General features: G+C 70.8%; 11 protein-coding genes. 4 read left to right on the top strand and 7 right to left on the bottom strand.

Going from position 1 to position 16716, the window contains the following annotated elements; all coding sequences use genetic code 11:
• Window positions 1–71: 71 nt before the first annotated feature.
• Both lpdA and sucB read left to right on the top strand, forming a co-directional pair.
• Complete coding sequence (lpdA, locus tag I8920_RS07200) at window positions 72–1445, top strand: dihydrolipoyl dehydrogenase (protein ID WP_198658441.1); 1374 nt, start codon at window positions 72–74, stop codon at window positions 1443–1445.
• Between the two features lie 73 nt (window positions 1446–1518).
• Window positions 1519–3018: a 2-oxoglutarate dehydrogenase, E2 component, dihydrolipoamide succinyltransferase gene (gene sucB, locus I8920_RS07195; protein WP_198658440.1), complete on the top strand. Its 1500-nt coding sequence runs from the start codon at window positions 1519–1521 to the stop codon at window positions 3016–3018.
• 132 nt (window positions 3019–3150) lie between these two features.
• Here sucB and I8920_RS07190 read toward each other — a convergent pair whose 3' ends face one another.
• Entirely contained in the window at window positions 3151–3969 is an 819-nt protein-coding gene (locus I8920_RS07190; protein ID WP_198658439.1) for a hypothetical protein, read from the bottom strand.
• Window positions 3970–4097: 128 nt separating this feature from the next.
• On the opposite strand from I8920_RS07190, the gene I8920_RS07185 reads away from it, so the two are divergent.
• Entirely contained in the window at window positions 4098–4814 is a 717-nt protein-coding gene (locus I8920_RS07185; RefSeq protein WP_198658438.1) for a DUF4191 domain-containing protein, read from the top strand.
• A 106-nt stretch (window positions 4815–4920) separates the two neighbouring features.
• On the opposite strand, the gene I8920_RS07180 is transcribed toward I8920_RS07185, so the two are convergent.
• A complete protein-coding gene (locus tag I8920_RS07180; RefSeq protein WP_198658437.1) occupies window positions 4921–5376 on the bottom strand; it encodes an RDD family protein in 456 nt (151 codons plus the stop codon).
• A 142-nt stretch (window positions 5377–5518) separates the two neighbouring features.
• On the opposite strand from I8920_RS07180, the gene glnA (I8920_RS07175) reads away from it, so the two are divergent.
• Window positions 5519–6943, top strand: a complete 1425-nt coding sequence (gene glnA, locus I8920_RS07175) for a type I glutamate--ammonia ligase (protein ID WP_198658436.1) — start codon at window positions 5519–5521, stop codon at window positions 6941–6943.
• Window positions 6944–7227: 284 nt separating this feature from the next.
• Here the strand turns inward: glnA (I8920_RS07175) and I8920_RS07170 are convergent, their stop codons facing one another.
• The 5 genes from I8920_RS07170 to glnA (I8920_RS07150) form a co-directional block, all read right to left on the bottom strand.
• The gene (locus tag I8920_RS07170) at window positions 7228–8655 is read right to left on the bottom strand and encodes a UDP-glucose dehydrogenase family protein (RefSeq protein WP_198658435.1); all 1428 of its coding nucleotides are present in this window, start codon (window positions 8653–8655) and stop codon (window positions 7228–7230) included.
• Window positions 8652–10223 (bottom strand): glycoside hydrolase family 26 protein, encoded by a 1572-nt coding sequence (locus I8920_RS07165; protein ID WP_198658434.1) that lies wholly within the window; start codon window positions 10221–10223, stop codon window positions 8652–8654. The genes I8920_RS07170 and I8920_RS07165 overlap by 4 nt, the downstream gene beginning before the upstream one ends.
• Entirely contained in the window at window positions 10216–11853 is a 1638-nt protein-coding gene (locus tag I8920_RS07160) for a glycosyltransferase family 2 protein (protein WP_198658433.1), read from the bottom strand. Before I8920_RS07160 ends, I8920_RS07165 begins: the two co-directional genes overlap by 8 nt.
• 527 nt (window positions 11854–12380) lie before the next feature.
• Window positions 12381–15332 (bottom strand): bifunctional [glutamine synthetase] adenylyltransferase/[glutamine synthetase]-adenylyl-L-tyrosine phosphorylase, encoded by a 2952-nt coding sequence (locus I8920_RS07155; RefSeq protein ID WP_198658432.1) that lies wholly within the window; start codon window positions 15330–15332, stop codon window positions 12381–12383.
• 36 nt (window positions 15333–15368) lie between these two features.
• Window positions 15369–16706 (bottom strand): type I glutamate--ammonia ligase, encoded by a 1338-nt coding sequence (gene glnA / locus I8920_RS07150; RefSeq protein WP_198658431.1) that lies wholly within the window; start codon window positions 16704–16706, stop codon window positions 15369–15371.
• Window positions 16707–16716: the final 10 nt, after the last annotated feature.

Genomic DNA, 16716 nt, shown 5'->3' with positions numbered 1-16716 from the left:
CCGTCGGACGCCGCTCCCCGCGGTGTCCAGGGGGCCCGATCGGCCCGACACGCACGAGGGAGTTGCACCAGGTGACGGAACAGACTTACGACGTCGTGGTCCTCGGTGGCGGGAGCGGTGGATACGCCGCAGCGCTCCGGGCCGCCGAGCTCGGCATGAGCGTCGCGCTCATCGAGGGCGACAAGCTCGGAGGGACGTGCCTGCACCGCGGGTGCATCCCCACGAAGGCGCTCCTGCACGCGGCGGAGATCGCCGACGGCACCCGGGACGCCGAGAAGTACGGCGTCATCGCCGAGTTCGCCGGCGTCGACGTGCCGAAGGTGATCGACTACCAGCAGGGCGTCATCAACTCGAAGTACAAGGGCCTGCAGGGCCTGATCAAGGCCCGCGGCATCACCGTCGTGAACGGCTGGGGCCGCCTGACCTCGCAGAACACCGTGCAGGTCGGCGACCAGACCGTCACCGGCAAGAACATCGTGCTCGCCACCGGTTCGTACTCGAAGTCCCTGCCCGGGCTCGAGATCGGCGGCCGCGTGATCACGTCCGAGACCGCGCTCCGCATGGACTACGTCCCGAACAAGGTCGTCATCCTCGGCGGCGGCGTCATCGGCGTCGAGTTCGCGAGCGTCTGGAAGTCGTTCGGCGCCGAGGTCACCATCGTCGAGGGCCTGCCCCACCTGGTCCCCGCCGAGGACGAGTCCATGTCGAAGCAGCTCGAGCGCGCGTTCCGCAAGCGCGGCATCGAGTTCTCGCTCGGGGTCCGGTTCCAGGGCGTCGAGCAGCACGAGAACGGCGTCGTCGTCACCCTGGAGGACGGCAAGACCTTCGAGGGCGACGTCCTGCTCGTCGCGGTCGGCCGTGGCCCCGTGACGCAGAACGTCGGCTACGACGAGGTCGGCGTCGCGATGGACCGCGGGTTCGTCACCACGAACGAGCGCCTCGCCACCAACCTGCCGAACGTCTACGCCGTGGGCGACATCGTCCCCGGCCTGCAGCTCGCGCACCGCGGCTTCCAGCAGGGCATCTTCGTCGCCGAGGAGATCGCCGGGCTCAACCCGGTCGTCATCGAGGACAAGAACATCCCGAAGATCACCTACTCCGACCCCGAGGTCGCGTCGGTCGGTCTCTCGCAGGCCAAGGCCGAGGAGCAGTACGGCGCCGACAAGGTCGACTTCTACGAGTACAACCTGGCCGGCAACGGCAAGAGCCACATCATCGGGACCTCCGGTTCGGTCAAGGTCGTGCGCGTCGTGGACGGCCCCGTCGTCGGCGTCAGCATGATCGGTGCCCGCGTCGGCGAGCTCATCGGCGAAGCACAGCTCGCCGTGAACTGGGAGGCCTACCCGGAGGACGTCGCGCCCCTGGTGCACGGCCACCCGACCCAGAACGAAGCCCTCGGCGAGGCGTTCCTGCACCTCGCGGGCAAGCCGCTGCACGCGCTGTGACCGGCACCGGTCCGCGCACTGTGACAATGACACCAACCACCACTGCAATCCCCCGCGAAGAGGAGTCCACCCGATGAGCGAATCCGTCAACCTCCCGGCGCTCGGCGAGAGCGTCACCGAGGGCACGGTGACCCGATGGCTGAAGAACGTCGGTGACCGGGTCGAGGTCGACGAGCCGCTGCTCGAGGTCTCGACCGACAAGGTCGACACCGAGATCCCGTCGCCGATCTCCGGCGTCGTCGAGGAGATCCTCGTGCCGGAGGACGAGACCGTCGAGGTCGGCACTCCGCTCGTGAAGATCGGCGACGGCTCGGGTTCGTCGGACTCCGGTTCGTCGGACTCCGGCTCGGAGTCGTCCGAGTCCGGTGACGCGAACGCCGCCGCAGCAGACGCCGAGGAGCCCGAGGCAGCCCCGAGCACGGAGCAGGAGGCCGAGACCCCGGCCCCCGAGCCCACCGAGCCCGAGCCGGCCCCCGCCGGACAGACCCAGCCGGCCGCCCCGCAGGCACCGTCCGCGCCGCCCGCCGCCGCGCCCGTGCCGGCCGCCGCTCCGGTCCCGCCGCCCGCCGCCGCTCCCCCGGCAGCCGTGCCGGCCCAGGCCGCGCCCGCCGCTGCTCCGACCCCGGCCGCAGCGGTGCCGAACCCGACGCAGGACGGCGCAGCCAGCGGCTACGTCACCCCGCTCGTACGCAAGCTCGCCAACGAGCAGGGCGTCGACCTGTCCACCGTCACCGGGTCCGGTGTGGGTGGACGCATCCGCAAGGAGGACGTGCTCGCCGCCGCCGCGAAGGCTCCGGCCGCCAGCGGTGCAGCAGCACCCGCCGCCGCGTCCGGTCCGTTCGTCGCCGAGGTCTCGCCGCTGCGCGGCACCCGCGAGAAGATGACGCGCCTGCGCAAGGTCGTCGCCGAGCGGGCGGTGCAGTCGATGACCTCGACCGCACAGCTGACGAGCGTCGTCGAGGTCGACGTCACGAAGGTGGCGCAGTTCCGCGACGCCCACAAGGCGGAGTTCCTCGAGAAGACCGGTTCGAAGCTCTCCTTCATGCCGTTCTTCGCCCTCGCCGCGTCCGAGGCGCTCAAGGCCCACCCGAAGATCAACTCGACCGTGGACGGCGACGAGATCGTCTACCCGGAGACCGAGAACGTCTCCATCGCGGTGGACACGGAGCGCGGTCTGCTGACGCCGGTCATCAAGGACGCCGCCTCGCTCGACCTGGCACAGTTCTCGAAGTCGATCGCCGACCTGGCCGAGCGCACCCGGAACAACCAGCTCAAGCCCGACGAGCTGGCCGGTGGCACGTTCACGCTGACCAACACCGGTTCGCGTGGCGCGCTGTTCGACACCCCCGTCGTGTTCCTGCCGCAGTCGGCCATCCTCGGCACCGGCATCGTCACGAAGCGCCCGGCGGTCGTCAAGGTCGACGGGCAGGAGGCGATCGCGATCCGCTCGTTCGTCTACCTGGCGCTGTCGTACGACCACCGGATCATCGACGGCGCGGACGCGTCGCGCTACCTCGTCGCGGTGAAGAACCGCCTGGAGGAAGGCAACTTCGCGCCGAACCTCGGGTACTGATCCCCGCTGCACGGCCGACGGCCCCGGTTCCCCTGGTGGGAGCCGGGGCCGTCCCCGTTCCCGGTGCGGCGTCCAGCGCGGGCGCGGTGACACCCGGTCCGGCGGGTACCGGCAGCACACCCGGCGCGGCGCTCACCCGGCCCCGACCGCCGTCAGCCCCGCGATGACGACGCCCGTGCCGACGATCGCACCGACCAGCACGTGGCGCAACGGGAGTCGACGGCCCGCGCCGACGGGCAGGCCCTGCTCGACGACGAGGCGGAGCTGCTCGACGAACCCAATCGGTCCTCCGGCGGCAGACGGTGCGTCTGGGTCGGTGAACACCAGGTCGCTCGGCACCGGCGTCCACCGGAAGGGTCGGGGCGGAGCGGCGTCACGGACCAGCTCGAGGGCCGTCCTGGCGCTCCGTCCGTCGCCGTCGAGCGCCCCCTGCAGTGCCGCGGCCACCGCCGGCAGCTCGGGGTCGGCAGGGTCGACGCGGTCCCACACGGTGCGTGCCGCCAGGACGAGCGTGCGGAGCGCGTCCGGTGTGGTGCCCCCTCGGAGAGCGGCGGTTGGGGTGGGGTCCCCGTCACCCGCGGCCGTCGCACCCGGCGGACGGTCGCACAGTACGACCGCCCCGGCGTCGTCCACCACGACGTCGTCGATCTCGGCGGCCCCGAGCATCACCGTGCCGTCGTGCGCGGCGACGACGAGTTCGAGGAGCGGGACGGTGAGGGTGACGGCGACGCCGGTGGTCGGTGTGCCGAGTCGTTCGAGCGCAGCATCGATCGGCATCCCGCCCGGACGGTCGACCTCCACGACCAGGCGGCCGTCCGGGGAGCGACCGACGTCGACGACCGGAACGAGGTGCCGATCGGCGGTCGCGGAGCGGTCGGCGACCCACCCCAGCAGGGCCGACTCGTCGGGGTCCGCGACCCAGGGGGTGGGGTGGACGGTGCTCCCTTGCATGTCCGCCAGCGTGGCGGAGGTGAGCCGCGCCTCCCGGTCCACGCACCCCACCTGTGGACGGATGCTGTTCGCCCACAGTCGGACGTCGTGCGGTCTCCCCCGCCGCGCGGAGGCCGTATCCTGTTGCCATGGCACGCAGCTCTTCAACGGACAAGAAGGCGAAGGAGCCCGGGCGTCTCAAGCAGATGTTCCAGGTCTTCCAGATGACCCGTCGGGCCGACCCGTCGTCGGTCTGGTGGTTCGCACTGGCCTTCATCGGGCCCGTCGTGCTCGGTGTCCTGCTCGCGCTGCTCCTGCCGGGGCAGAACTGGCTCGCGATCACCCTGTGGATCGTCGCCGGCGTGCTGCTCGGCGTGCTGCTGCTCCTGATCGTGCTGGGTCGGCTGGCCGAACGTGCCGCGTACTCGCAGATCGAAGGGCAGCCCGGCGCCGTCGGTGCCGTCCTGTCGAACTCGCTCCGTCGGCAGTGGCGGTCGAGCGAGATGCCCGTCGCCGTGCACGGCCGCTCGCAGGCCGCGGTCTACCGCGCCGTCGGACGTCCCGGCGTCGTCCTCATCACCGAGGGCCAGCGCGGCAACCTCAACCGTCAGGTCGACGAGGAGCGCCGCAAGGTGCAGCGCATCGTGCCGAACGTCGCCGTGCACGTGCTGCACGTGGGCGACGGCACCGGTGACAGCCTGACGCTGCACAAGCTCCCCCGCGCCATGAACAAGCTCGGGAAGTCGCTCAACCGCAACGAGGTGCTGGCCGTCGCGAACCGCCTCGACTCGCTGACGCAGAGCCCCGCCGCGGCGATCCCCAAGGGCATGGACCCGATGCGCGCTCGCGCCGGTCGTCCGCGCTGATCCGGATCGACCCGGACACACGAGGACGCCCCCGACCTGGACTGGTCGGGGGCGTCCTCGTGTGTTCCGGGGTGCGCGGGAGCCGCTCGGGTCCAGCGGAAGCCGCTCAGCGGCGGACGAGCACCGTCCCTGCGATCCGGTCGTGCGCGCCGCGGCTGTCGCGGTCGATGATGAGCGCCGGCACGACCAGGCAGAGGAGCAGCGTCCGGACCACGGGCCGCCAGGCACCGACGTAGCCGCCCCGCATCGGCACGACGCGGAGCCCGACGCAGATGTGGCCGAACGACCCGGACAGCAGGCAGATGAACACGATCTGCAGCGCGGCGAAGATCGCGAGCTGGATCCACGTGTGCGCGATGTCACCGGAACCGTTCACCGGCGACCACACGCCGGTGACGTAGGCGACGAGGTCGGCCAGGGCGCCGTCGATCAGGAGCGCGACGATCCGACGGCCGATCCGACCGACGCTCCTGGGCCCGGTCTCGGGCAGTCCGAGGTCCTTGCCCGGCCACCCGTCCGGGTGCTCGGAGGGCGCGGACGGGCTGGGAGTGGGGCGGGCCATGCAGTCCAGCGTAGGCGACCACCCGGGCGTAACACGCCTGAAACAACCCAGTCATGTCCGGGAAACTCCTTGTCAATAGCCTCGTCGGAGGTGCCTTGACCGGTGCCTCCGACATCACCCAACCCATTGGAGATCGGCCCCCATGTTCAGCGATTCCTCCGAGGTCCTGGCCTTCATCAAGGACACCGACGTCAAGTTCCTCGACATCCGCTTCACGGACCTGCCGGGTGTGCAGCAGCACTTCAACATCCCCGCATCGACCGTCGACGAGGACTTCTTCTCGGTCGGGCAGCTGTTCGACGGCTCGTCCATCCGGGGCTTCGCGTCGATCCACGAGTCGGACATGCAGCTGATCCCCGACGTCACCACGGCGTACGTCGACCAGTTCCGCGCCGAGCGCACGCTCATCATGATCTTCGACATCTACAACCCGCGGAACGGCGAGATCTACGGCCGTGACCCGCGCCAGGTGGCGAAGAAGGCCGAGAAGTACCTCGCGTCGACGGGCATCGCGGACACCGCGTTCTTCGCCCCCGAGGCCGAGTTCTACATCTTCGACGACGTCCGCTACTCGGTCACGCAGAACGAGTCCTTCTACGCGGTCGACTCCGAAGAGGGCGCCTGGAACACCGGTCGCGACGAAGAGGGCGGCAACCTCGCCAACAAGACCCCCTACAAGGGCGGCTACTTCCCCGTGTCGCCGGTCGACAAGACCGCCGACCTGCGCGACGACATCACCCTCAAGCTGATCGACGCCGGCTTCGAACTCGAGCGCTCGCACCACGAGGTGGGCACCGGCGGCCAGCAGGAGATCAACTACAAGTTCGACACGATGGTCCACGCCGCGGACGACATCCTGAAGTTCAAGTACATCGTCAAGAACACGGCCGACCAGTGGGGCAAGGTCGCCACGTTCATGCCGAAGCCGCTCTTCGGTGACAACGGCTCGGGCATGCACACCCACCAGTCGCTCTGGTCGGACGGTAAGCCGCTGTTCTACGACGAGAACGGCTACGGCGGTCTCTCCGACGTCGCGCGCTGGTACATCGGCGGCATCCTCAAGCACGCCCCGGCGCTGCTCGCCTTCACCAACCCCTCGATCAACTCGTACCACCGCCTGGTGAAGGGCTTCGAGGCCCCGGTGAACCTGGTCTACTCGGCCGGCAACCGCTCCGCCGCGATCCGCATCCCGATCACGGGCACGAACCCGAAGGCCAAGCGCATCGAGTTCCGCGCGCCGGATGCCTCGGGCAACCCCTACCTCGCCTTCGCGGCGCAGCTCATGGCGGGCCTCGACGGCATCCAGAACCGCATCGAGCCGCACGAGCCGGTCGACAAGGACCTGTACGAGCTCCCGCCCGAGGAGGCGAAGGGCATCCCGCAGGTCCCCGGCTCCCTCGACGAGGCGCTCGAGGCACTCGAGGCCGACCACGAGTTCCTCACCAAGGGCAACGTGTTCACCGAGGACCTCATCCAGACCTGGATCGACTACAAGCGCGAGAACGAGATCCTGCCGCTGGCCCAGCGCCCGCACCCGTTCGAGTACGAGCTGTACTTCGGCGTCTGAGCCCCGCTGCGAAACGCTGAGCACGAAGGGCCCCGCACCGTCCGGTGCGGGGCCCTTCGCCGTGCCGGCCACGGTTCGCGCTGGGCGACACCCCACGGGCTGCGCCGCCCGTGGGGTGTCGCCCAGCGCGAGCGGACGCGGCCACCGGGAGCCGCGGGGTGCGGAGGCGACCGTCTGGAGGCCCGGTGCCGGTCCGCCGGACGGGTGCCGGGCCTCCAGGCGGTCGCGACGCACGGGAACGGGGCCCGCGCCGCCCGGCACGGACCCCGTCTCGCGAACGGTGACTAGCGACTCGTGGCCAACGCGTCGTTCGTCCCCGCTGCGACGCTCACGGGTGCACCCGTGACCGGCGTGGGACGTCCCAGGGAACGGACGGTCCACCCCGCTCTGACCCAGTCGGCGACCGGGAGGCAGTTGCGCGCGTCGATGACGACGCGGCGTCCGACGAGGTCACCGAGGGCGACCGGGTCGGCGGTGACGACGTCGTCCCACTCGGTGAGCACGAGCACGACGTCGGCACCCTCGATCGCGTCGGACATCGACGCGGCGTAGCTCAGCGTCGGGAACGAGCGCTTCGCGGGCTCCATCGCCTCGGGGTCCCAGAGCGTCACCTGGGCGCCGCGTAGGTGCAGTGCCGCGGCGACGTTGAGCGCCGGGGAGTCCCGGACGTCGTCGGTGAGGGGCTTGAACGCGGCGCCGATGACGGCCACGCGGCGGTTGAGCACCGATCCCCCGGCCGAGTCGATCGCCATGTCGATGACCCGCTGGCGCTGGCCCATGTTGATCTCGTCGACCTGCTGCATGAGCCCGACGACCTGACCGGCGCCGATCTCGTTCGCACGGTGCATGAGCGCCCGGATGTCCTTCGGCAGGCAGCCGCCGCCGAAGCCGAGTCCGGCGTTGAGGAACTTCCGCCCGATGCGGGCGTCGTGCCCGAGGGCGTCGGCGAGGGTCGTGACGTCGGCGCCGGTGATCGCGCACATCTCGGAGATCGCGTTGATGAACGAGATCTTCGTGGCGAGGAACGCGTTGGCGCTCACCTTGACGAGCTCGGCGGTGGCCAGGTCGGTCGTGATGACCGGGGTGCCCTCGCTGATCGGCGCGGCGTAGACCTCGCGGATCACGGCGTCGGCGGCCTCGGAGGCACCGCCCCACACCAGGCGGTCCGGGTGCAGCGTGTCCTCGACGGCCTTGCCCTCGCGCAGGAACTCGGGGTTCCAGATGAGCTCGGCCGTGATGCCGGACGGCGTGAACTCGCGGACGATGCCCCGCAGCCGTGCCGCGGTGCCGACCGGGACCGTCGACTTGCCGACGATGAGGCCCGGGTGGGTGAGGTGCTCGGCGACACCGCGGGTGGCGCTCTCGACGTAGGCGAGGTTCGCGGCGTGCGACCCGGCCTTCTGCGGGGTGCCGACGCACACGAAGTGCACGTCTGCCGCGGCGACGGCGGCGGCGAGGTCCGAGGTGAAGCGGAGCGTGCCACTGGCGACGTGCTTCGTGATGAGCTCGGGCAGTCCGGGCTCGAAGAACGGGACCTCGCCGGCGGACAGGGCGGCGAGCTTGGCCGGGTCGACGTCCACGCCGATGGTCTCGAAGCCCATCTCGGCCATGGCGGCCGCGTGGGTGGCCCCGAGGTACCCGGTGCCGATGACGCTGATGACGGGTGCGGGGCGGGTGTCGGCCGATGCGGTCGACTTCTTGGACTCGCTCATTGCGTGACCTCCTGCAGGTCGTAGTCGATGTCGTTGCGCGTGATGCCCTCGGCGAAGGCCTTCAGGGAATCGGCGCGGGAGTTGAGGCGCCAGTCGTTCGTGGTGCGCTTGCCGTCGACGATGGTGGTGGCGGTCTCGCTGAAGTACGCGAAGCCGATGATGTCGTCGTTGGCGGGGTCGGCCAGGGCGTCGAAGAGCGAGTTGATCCACTGCGTCTTCTGCGGGTTCGCGACGCTGGTGCCGGTCTCGGTCGCCCCGATCTCGTTGAGCATGATGCCCTTGCCCGGCGCGACCTGTCGGAGCTGCGCGAGCGTCGCGCCGAAGGTCGTGGCGAACGTCGGCTGCTCGGTGGCGTCGCGGTAGTAGCCGCTCATCCCCACCCAGTCGACGTAGTCGGCGCCCGGGTAGTACTGACGCATGTAGTCGAGGGTCTGGTACTTCGGGTTGCCGAGCTTGTCGATGCGGCTCGGTGACCAGTCCCAGATGACGTACCGGTTCGCGCCGTTCGCCTGGAAGACGTCGTGCACGTGCTGCCACATCGCGACGTACGAGCCGGCGGGGTTCTGCTGGGCGCTGCCCTCGGACCAGTTGTACCAGGAGCCGTTCATCTCGTGGTCGAGCCGGATGACCAGCGGCTGCCCGTTGGCCGCCAGCGCCTTCGCGTACTTCGTCAGGTAGGCGTCGAAGGCCCCGCCGGCGATGTCCTGGTTGGTGTAGCCGGGCACGTACTTCTGGTCGTTGCCGGTCTGGGCCGGCACCGTCTCCCACGTCATGAGCGGGACGCGGCCGTTGGCCCAGGAGCGCTGCACCGCCGAGGCGTTGAACGCCTGGTCGAAGCCCTGGAAGAACCCGGTCATGTTCGACGCGGTGCCGACCTGCCGGGAGACCTCGTCGTACTCGGCCCAGTTGAACGGGGACTGCGCCGTGTACAGGCCGTACCAGCGGGACTGCTGCCCGAGGATCTCGGCCTTCGTCGGGACGTCGACGGGCGTCGTCCCGGGGTCGGTCGACGGGCCCGGGTTGGGCTTCGTCGCGCCCGTCCCGGCGCCGCCGGCCGCACCGGAGCCGCCGCTCGCGCCCCCGCCGGACCCGGCGGAAGCGGACCCACCGGACGTGCCGGACCCCGATCCGGTCCCCCAGTCGGAGGAACCGGCCCCGCCGTCACGGGAACCCGACGCGTCGACCCGGGACGAGCCTCCCGAGCCCTTCGCGGCACCGAGCTGCGACCGCAGCGACGCGATCTGCGCCTGGAGCTCGGTGATCTGGTCGCCACGCGACCCGGCCTGGGCGGTGCGGGAGTCGAGCTTGCCCTCGAGCGCCCAGATGCGCTCCTGGGCGGCGTCGAGCTGCGTCTGCAGTTCGGCCGCCGAGACCTTCTTGGCCTTCGGGGGCTGGACCCCGAGCGCCTGGTGCACGGCGGTCGACACGGGGCCGGACGGTGACACCCAGACGGACCAGGTGATGAGGGCGAGGGCGAGGACGATGGCCGTCGTCCCGACCGCGGTCCAGCGGGCGTGCTTGCTCGACTGCGCCCACCAGGTGCTCGAGGAGCGGATGATGTCAGACAATGAGGAACGCCTCCAGGGCGAAGATCGCGAAGCCGATGCAGTACGGGATCGCTGCGTACGGGTTGTACCGGCGCGCTCGGGCGGGAGCCGGCGTGGCTGCTCGCTGTGCGTCCTGCTGCGCGGCCGCTGCTGCTGCCTCGCGCCGGGTGGCGAGCACGGTGGTGGTGGAGTTGGTGGCCGCGTCGGTGCCGAAGAGCTCGTCGAAGGCGCGGTCCACCGCCACCTGGTCGACGGTCTCGAGCGGAGCAGCCGGAGCAGACCCGACCGAGCCGGACCCGGCCGACCCGGTCAGCCGGGCACGTTCGGCGTCGATCGGGCTGACCGGCACCTGCGCGGTGGACGACAGGGGCTGCACGGCGTCGGCCGGGTCCTCCTGCACCGGTCCACCGGCGTAGGCGCCGGCACGGGTCCCCCAGCCGGACGCGTGCGCCAGACGGAAGAAGCCGATGAGCCGGATCGGCATGAGGAAGAACGTCGACACGATGATGAACATCGGCAGGCGGAAGAAGTCGCTCGGCTTCTCGGCCAGGTGCCGCATCTGCCGGATCGCCATGCTCAGCACGCTCGACACGACCATCAGCGCGGCGACGTACACGAAGCCCGTCGAGAAGCCGTACTGCGACAGGATGCCCTGGTACAGGTTCTCGCCCTGGCCGGTCAGCGCCCGGTAGATCCAGCCCGCGATCACGCCGAAGAGCATGAACGGCAGGATGATGTCGGTGATGAAGAACGCCGCCAGGATCGGGGCGTGTCCGAGCATCCACGGGAGCATCCGCAGCGTGTTGTACTGCGAGCCGCGGGCCCAGCGGAGCTGCTGCTTGAACAGCTTCTTCACCTGCAGCGGGGCGTCCGTGTAGACCAGCGACGTGTACTGGTAGACGGTGCGGTACCCCTCGGTGAGCGTGAGGTTCGTGAGCGTGCGGTCGTCGGAGACCTCGAGGAACACGCCCATGAACTTCTCGTGCATGAACCGGTCCATCACCCGCACGAGGATGCTCCGACGGAACGCGATCGTGCGACCGGGCAGGCAGCCGATCTGCCCGAGGACGCTCTGCGCCGGCATCGAGTAGAGCGCGCGCGAGTTCTCCAGCCAGTCGGCCCAGCGGGTGATCCAGCTGCGCTCCGGCTCGAGGATCCGCTGCCGCGTGGTGACGCCGCCGACGGACTCGTCGGCGAAGGGCTTGAGCAGCTCGTCGAGCGTGCCGGGCGTCCAGACGGTGTCGGAGTCGACGAGCACCGTGATGTCGCCGTTCGACATCTCGGTGCCGACCTTGACGGCGTTGCGCTTGCCCGGGATGGGCGTGTGGGTCCAGCGGACGAGCGGGGCGAACTCGTCGCAGACCGCTTCGAGCGCCTCGTTGCGGGCGCCGTTGATGACGACGATGATCTCGCCGGGACGCTGCTCGACCATGCGGCCGATGACATCGCGGAACAGGTCGAGCGGCTCGTCCACGACGGGGACGACGACGCTGGTGGTGCCGACGAAGGTGCCGGTGAAGGGGCGGTAGCGGGCGGACAGGACGACCTTGAGCAGCCAGAGCAACCAGATCACCGCGGAGTACACGGCGAACAGGTAGAACTCGGGGTGCCCTTCGACCATCTGCCTGATCTGCAGAATGAAGGTGAACATCGATCCCTGCTTCAACGTTCGAGGTGGAGATTCCGCTTCATCGGGGAATCAGGGCCGGTTCGGGTGAGGCAATTGATGCAGAAACCTGGACGCCCGCGCAACGCGGCCCCCGTCCGGGGGCGTTTCGTGCGTGTTACGGGGGACACACCGGTCCCCCTCGCGGCGGGTCACGACGGTCCCCCGTCGTGCTGACAGCACTCCTGCGGACCCGCCGGCCGAGCACGATCGGCGCGATCGACGACGGGTGCGGCCTGGAGGCGCGGGCCGCCGCCAACGGAAAGCCCCGGTCAGCGGGTGGTCACCTCGTTGCGCCACGAGCGTGGCGCACGCCGCCCCGGCGGCTCGGTCGGAAACCGATCACGACACGGTAACGGTGGCGAGGGCACGGCGGACAGGGGTACGGCCGGACGCCCACCGGGGGACGTCCCGCGACACGGAGAATTCACCTGGGGCGTCTGCCCATTCCGCGCCGTTCCGACGCCGCTCGGGCGTGTCGCGCCCGTTCCCGGCGCCGGAGAGGCGGCGGTTCAGGCGCCGTAGAACTCGCGCTCGAACACCTGTCGAGCACGCCGGGTGACGCCGAGGTAGTCGTCCTCGAGCTGGCTCGCGGACCCCGGCGGGTACTCCATCAGCCGTGCCACGCCCTCGAGCTGCACCCGGTCGACGGGCAGCACGTCGGTGGTCTTGCCGGACCACAGCACCAGGGCACTGCGCGTCCGCGAGGCGAACCGCCACGCTGCCCCGAGCCGCTCGCCGTCCTCGGGGTCGACCAGGCCCGCGGCGACCGCGGCGTCGAGCGCCTCGAGGGTCGACGTGGTCCGGAGCGACGGGGTCTCGAGTGCGTGCTGCAGCTGCAGGAGCTGCACGAACCACTCGACGTCGCTCAACGACCCCCGTCCGAGCTTGAGGTGCCGGGCCGGGTCCGCGCCGCGCGGCAGGCGCTCCGACTCGACGCGCGCCTTGATCCGCCGGACCTCGCGCACCTCGTGGTCGTCGATCCGTTCCGGGTAGCGCGTGCGGTCGGCCAGGTGCTCGAAGTCGCGCAGCAGCTGCTGGTCCCCCACGGCCCCGCGGGCACGGAGGAGCGCCTGGGCCTCCCACGTGAGCGACCACCGGGCGTAGTAGGCACCGTACGACTCGAGCGTCCGCGCGACGGGGCCGTTCTTGCCCTCCGGTCGCAGGTCGATGTCGAGGTCGAGCGGGTGGATCGTGTCCTCGGTCAGCCGCTTCAGTTCACGGACGACGTTCTGTGCGGTGCGCGAGGCCACCTCGGACGGCAGGTCCGGGGCGCGGTACACGTAGAGCACGTCGGCGTCGGAACCGAAGCCGAGCTCGCGGCCGCCGAACCGGCCCATCGCGATGATCCCGAACGCGAAGCCTTCGGGTGCGTCACGGCGTGCGAGCGCGAGGGCACCGGCCAGCGTGGCCTCGGTGACGTCGCTCAGGGCCGGTCCGAGCCCGTCGACGTCCAGCGATCCGAGCACCGCGGCCATGCCGAGCCGCAGGGTCTCGCGGCGGCGGGTGGACCGCAGCAGGGCGGCCGCGCCGTCGACGTCGTTGCCGTGCCGCGCGGTGGTGGCGGTCATCTCGGCGAGCAGGGCCTCGACCGGCCGGGGCCGCAGCAGCGCCTCGGGTTCGTCGAGCCAGGCGACCGCCTCGGGGAAGCGCTCGAGCAGCCCGGACAGGAACGCCGACTCGGACAGCACGGTGGTGAGCGAGTGCGCCGCGCCGGACGAGTCCCGGAGCATCCGGAGGAACCAGCTCGACTCCCCCAGTGCGTCGCTCAGCCGACGGAACGCCAGGAGCGCCCGGTCCGGCGCCGGGCCCTCGGCCATCCACCGCAGCAGCACCGGCAGCAGGTTCCGCTGGATTGCCGCGCGACGGCTCGTGCCCTGCGTGAGGGCCCGGATGTGTCCGACCGCGCCGGCGGGGTCGACGAACCCGACGCCCGCGAGCCGGTCGACCACCTGGTCGTTCGTCAGGACGATCTCGTCCTCGGTGGAGGCCACCGCCGACAGCAGCGGGCGGTAGAACAACCGCTCGTGCAGGCCGCGGACCTCGAGCTTCACGGCACGCCACCGGGCCTCGACCGCGGAGGCCGACGACGCGACTCCGCTCGACCGGGCCAGCACGCGCAGCTCTTCCTCGTCGGTGGGGACGAGGTGCGTGCGCTGCAGCCGCCGGAGCTGGATCCGGTGCTCGAGCACGCGGAGCAGGGCGTAGTCCGGCCCGAAGCGTGCCGCCTCGGCGCGGCCGACGTACCCCGCGTCGGTCAGGGCGTCCATCGCCTCGAGCGTGGACCGGACGCGCACCGACTCGTCGTCGCGCCCGTGCACGAGCTGCAGCAGCTGCACGGTGAACTCGACGTCGCGCAGCCCGCCGGGGCCGAGCTTGAGCTGCCGGTCGACCTCGGCGTCGGGGATGTGCTCGGTGACGCGCTCGCGCATCCGCTGCACGGACTCCACGAAGCCCGGCCGGGTCGACGAGTTCCACACGAAGGGTGCCATCGCCTGCGCGTACCGCACGCCGAGGTCGGCTGAGCCGGCGATCGGTCGGGCCTTGAGGAGCGCCTGGAACTCCCACGCCTTCGCCCAGCGTTCGTAGTACGCCACGTGCGAGTCGAGCGTGCGGACGAGTGCGCCGTCCTTGCCCTCGGGGCGCAGGTTGGCGTCGACCTCCCACAGGCCGGGTTCCGGGGCAAGGTCGGTGATGACGTGCATGGCGGCGATGGCGATGCGCGTCGAGACGAGCACCGCACGGTCGGTGGGCACCGTCTCGGTCGGCTCGGTGACGAAGATGACGTCGACGTCGCTGACGTAGTTGAGCTCGCGCGCGCCGGCCTTGCCCATCGCGATCACCGCGAGCGGCGTCGCCGCGACCTCATCGGCCGGGAACTTCACCTCGTGCCGGGCCACCGCCACCGCGGCCTCGAGCGCCGCGCCGGCGAGGTCGGCCAGGCCGGCCGCCACGGCCGGGAACGCGTCCGTCGGCGCGGGGTGGAGCACGTCGTACAGAGCGATCTGGGCCAGGTGGCGGCGGTAGCGGACCCGCAGGCGCACCCGGGCGTCCTCCCCGGTCGCACCGTCCACCGCCGCGGTCAGTGACGCCGTGTACCGCTCCTGGCTCCACGGCTCGGCGACGGGTTCGAGCAGCAGGTCGAGTTCGGCGGGCCGACGGTGCAGGAACTCGCCGAGCCCGATCGACGCCCCGAGCAGGCGGACCAGCCGCTCGGTCGCCGCGCCGTCCGCCAGCACCGGACGGAGCTCGTCGGCGGCGCGTTCGAGCAGCCGCTCGAGCATCCGCAGGGCGCCGTCGGGGTCGGCGGCCCCGCCCCAGAGCGCGGCAGACCCGCCGACCGGCAGCGGCACGTCGGGGCCGAACCGGGCCTCCAGGTCGGCGGCGCGGGTCAGGCTCTCCGACAGCTCCGCGAAGCCCAGCCGGGCCAGCTCCGAACGCGACGTCGTCGTCCGACCGGTCATGTGGAACGTGCTCCCGAGGGGTCGTCGGCGCTCGACCTAGAGCGCGCCGAGGTTGGTGTCGAGTTCGAACGGCGTGACCTGGTCGCGGTAGCGCTTCCACTCCTGCCGCTTGTTGAGCAGCACGAAGTTGAAGACCTGCTCGCCCAGCGTCTCGGCCACCAGCTCCGAGTCCTCCATCAGGCTCAGGGCGTGGTCCAGGCTCGCCGGCAGCTGGCTGTAGCCCAGGGCCTTGCGCTCCGAGTCGCTCAGGCTCCAGACGTTGTCCTCGGCCTCGGCGGGGAGCTCGTACTCCTCCTCGATGCCCTTGAGCCCGGCCGCGAGCAGCAGCGAGTAGGCGAGGTACGGGTTCGCCGCGGAGTCGATGCCGCGGTACTCGATCCGCGAGGACTGGCCCTTGTTCGGCTTGTACAGCGGGACGCGCACCAGTGCCGAGCGGTTGTTGTGGCCCCAGGTCACGAACGACGGGGCCTCGTCACCACCCCAGAGGCGCTTGTACGAGTTGACGAACTGGTTCGTGACCGCCGTGATCTCCGGCGCGTGCTTGAGCACACCGGCGATGAAGTGCTTCGCGGTCTGCGAGAGCTGGTACTGGCCGCCGGCCTCGTAGAAGGCGTTCTGGTCGCCCTCGAACAGGGACACGTGCGTGTGCATGCCCGACCCCGGCTGCCCGGAGAGCGGCTTCGGCATGAACGTCGCGTAGACGCCCTGCTCGATCGCGACCTCCTTGACGACCGTGCGGAACGTCATGATGTTGTCGGCCATCGTCAGGGCGTCGGCGTACCGCAGGTCGATCTCGTTCTGGCCCGGCCCGGCCTCGTGGTGGCTGTACTCCACCGAGATGCCGAGGTCCTCGAGCATCCGGACCGAACGGCGTCGGAAGTCGTGGGCGCTGCCACCGGGGACGTTGTCGAAGTAGCCGGCCTGGTCGACGGGCTGCGGACCGCCGTCCTTCCAGTCGCGGCTCTTGAGCAGGTAGAACTCGATCTCGGGGTGCGTGTAGAACGTGAAGCCCCGGTCGCTCGCCCGGGCCAGCGTGCGCTTGAGCACGTTGCGGGGATCGGCCACGGCGGGCTGGCCGTCCGGCGTCGTGATGTCGCAGAACATCCGCGCGGTCGGGTCGATCTCGCCGCGCCACGGCAGGATCTGGAAGGTCGAGGGGTCGGGGTGGGCCAGGACGTCGGCCTCGTAGGAGCGGGTGAGGCCCTCGATCGCGGAACCGTCGAACCCGATGCCCTCGGCGAACGCGCCCTCGACCTCGGCCGGCGCGATCGCCACCGACTTCAGCGTCCCGATGACGTCCGTGAACCAGAGTCGGATGAACTTGATGCCGCGCTCCTCGATGGTGCGGAGCACGAAGTCCGTCTGCTTGTCCATGCACGACCTT

The organism is Curtobacterium sp. YC1, from assembly GCF_016267665.1.
In the GTDB taxonomy this organism is placed as follows: domain Bacteria; phylum Actinomycetota; class Actinomycetes; order Actinomycetales; family Microbacteriaceae; genus Curtobacterium.
The sequence above is the reverse complement of the archived record's forward strand: the minus strand, read 5'-3'. Positions and strand labels throughout refer to the sequence as shown.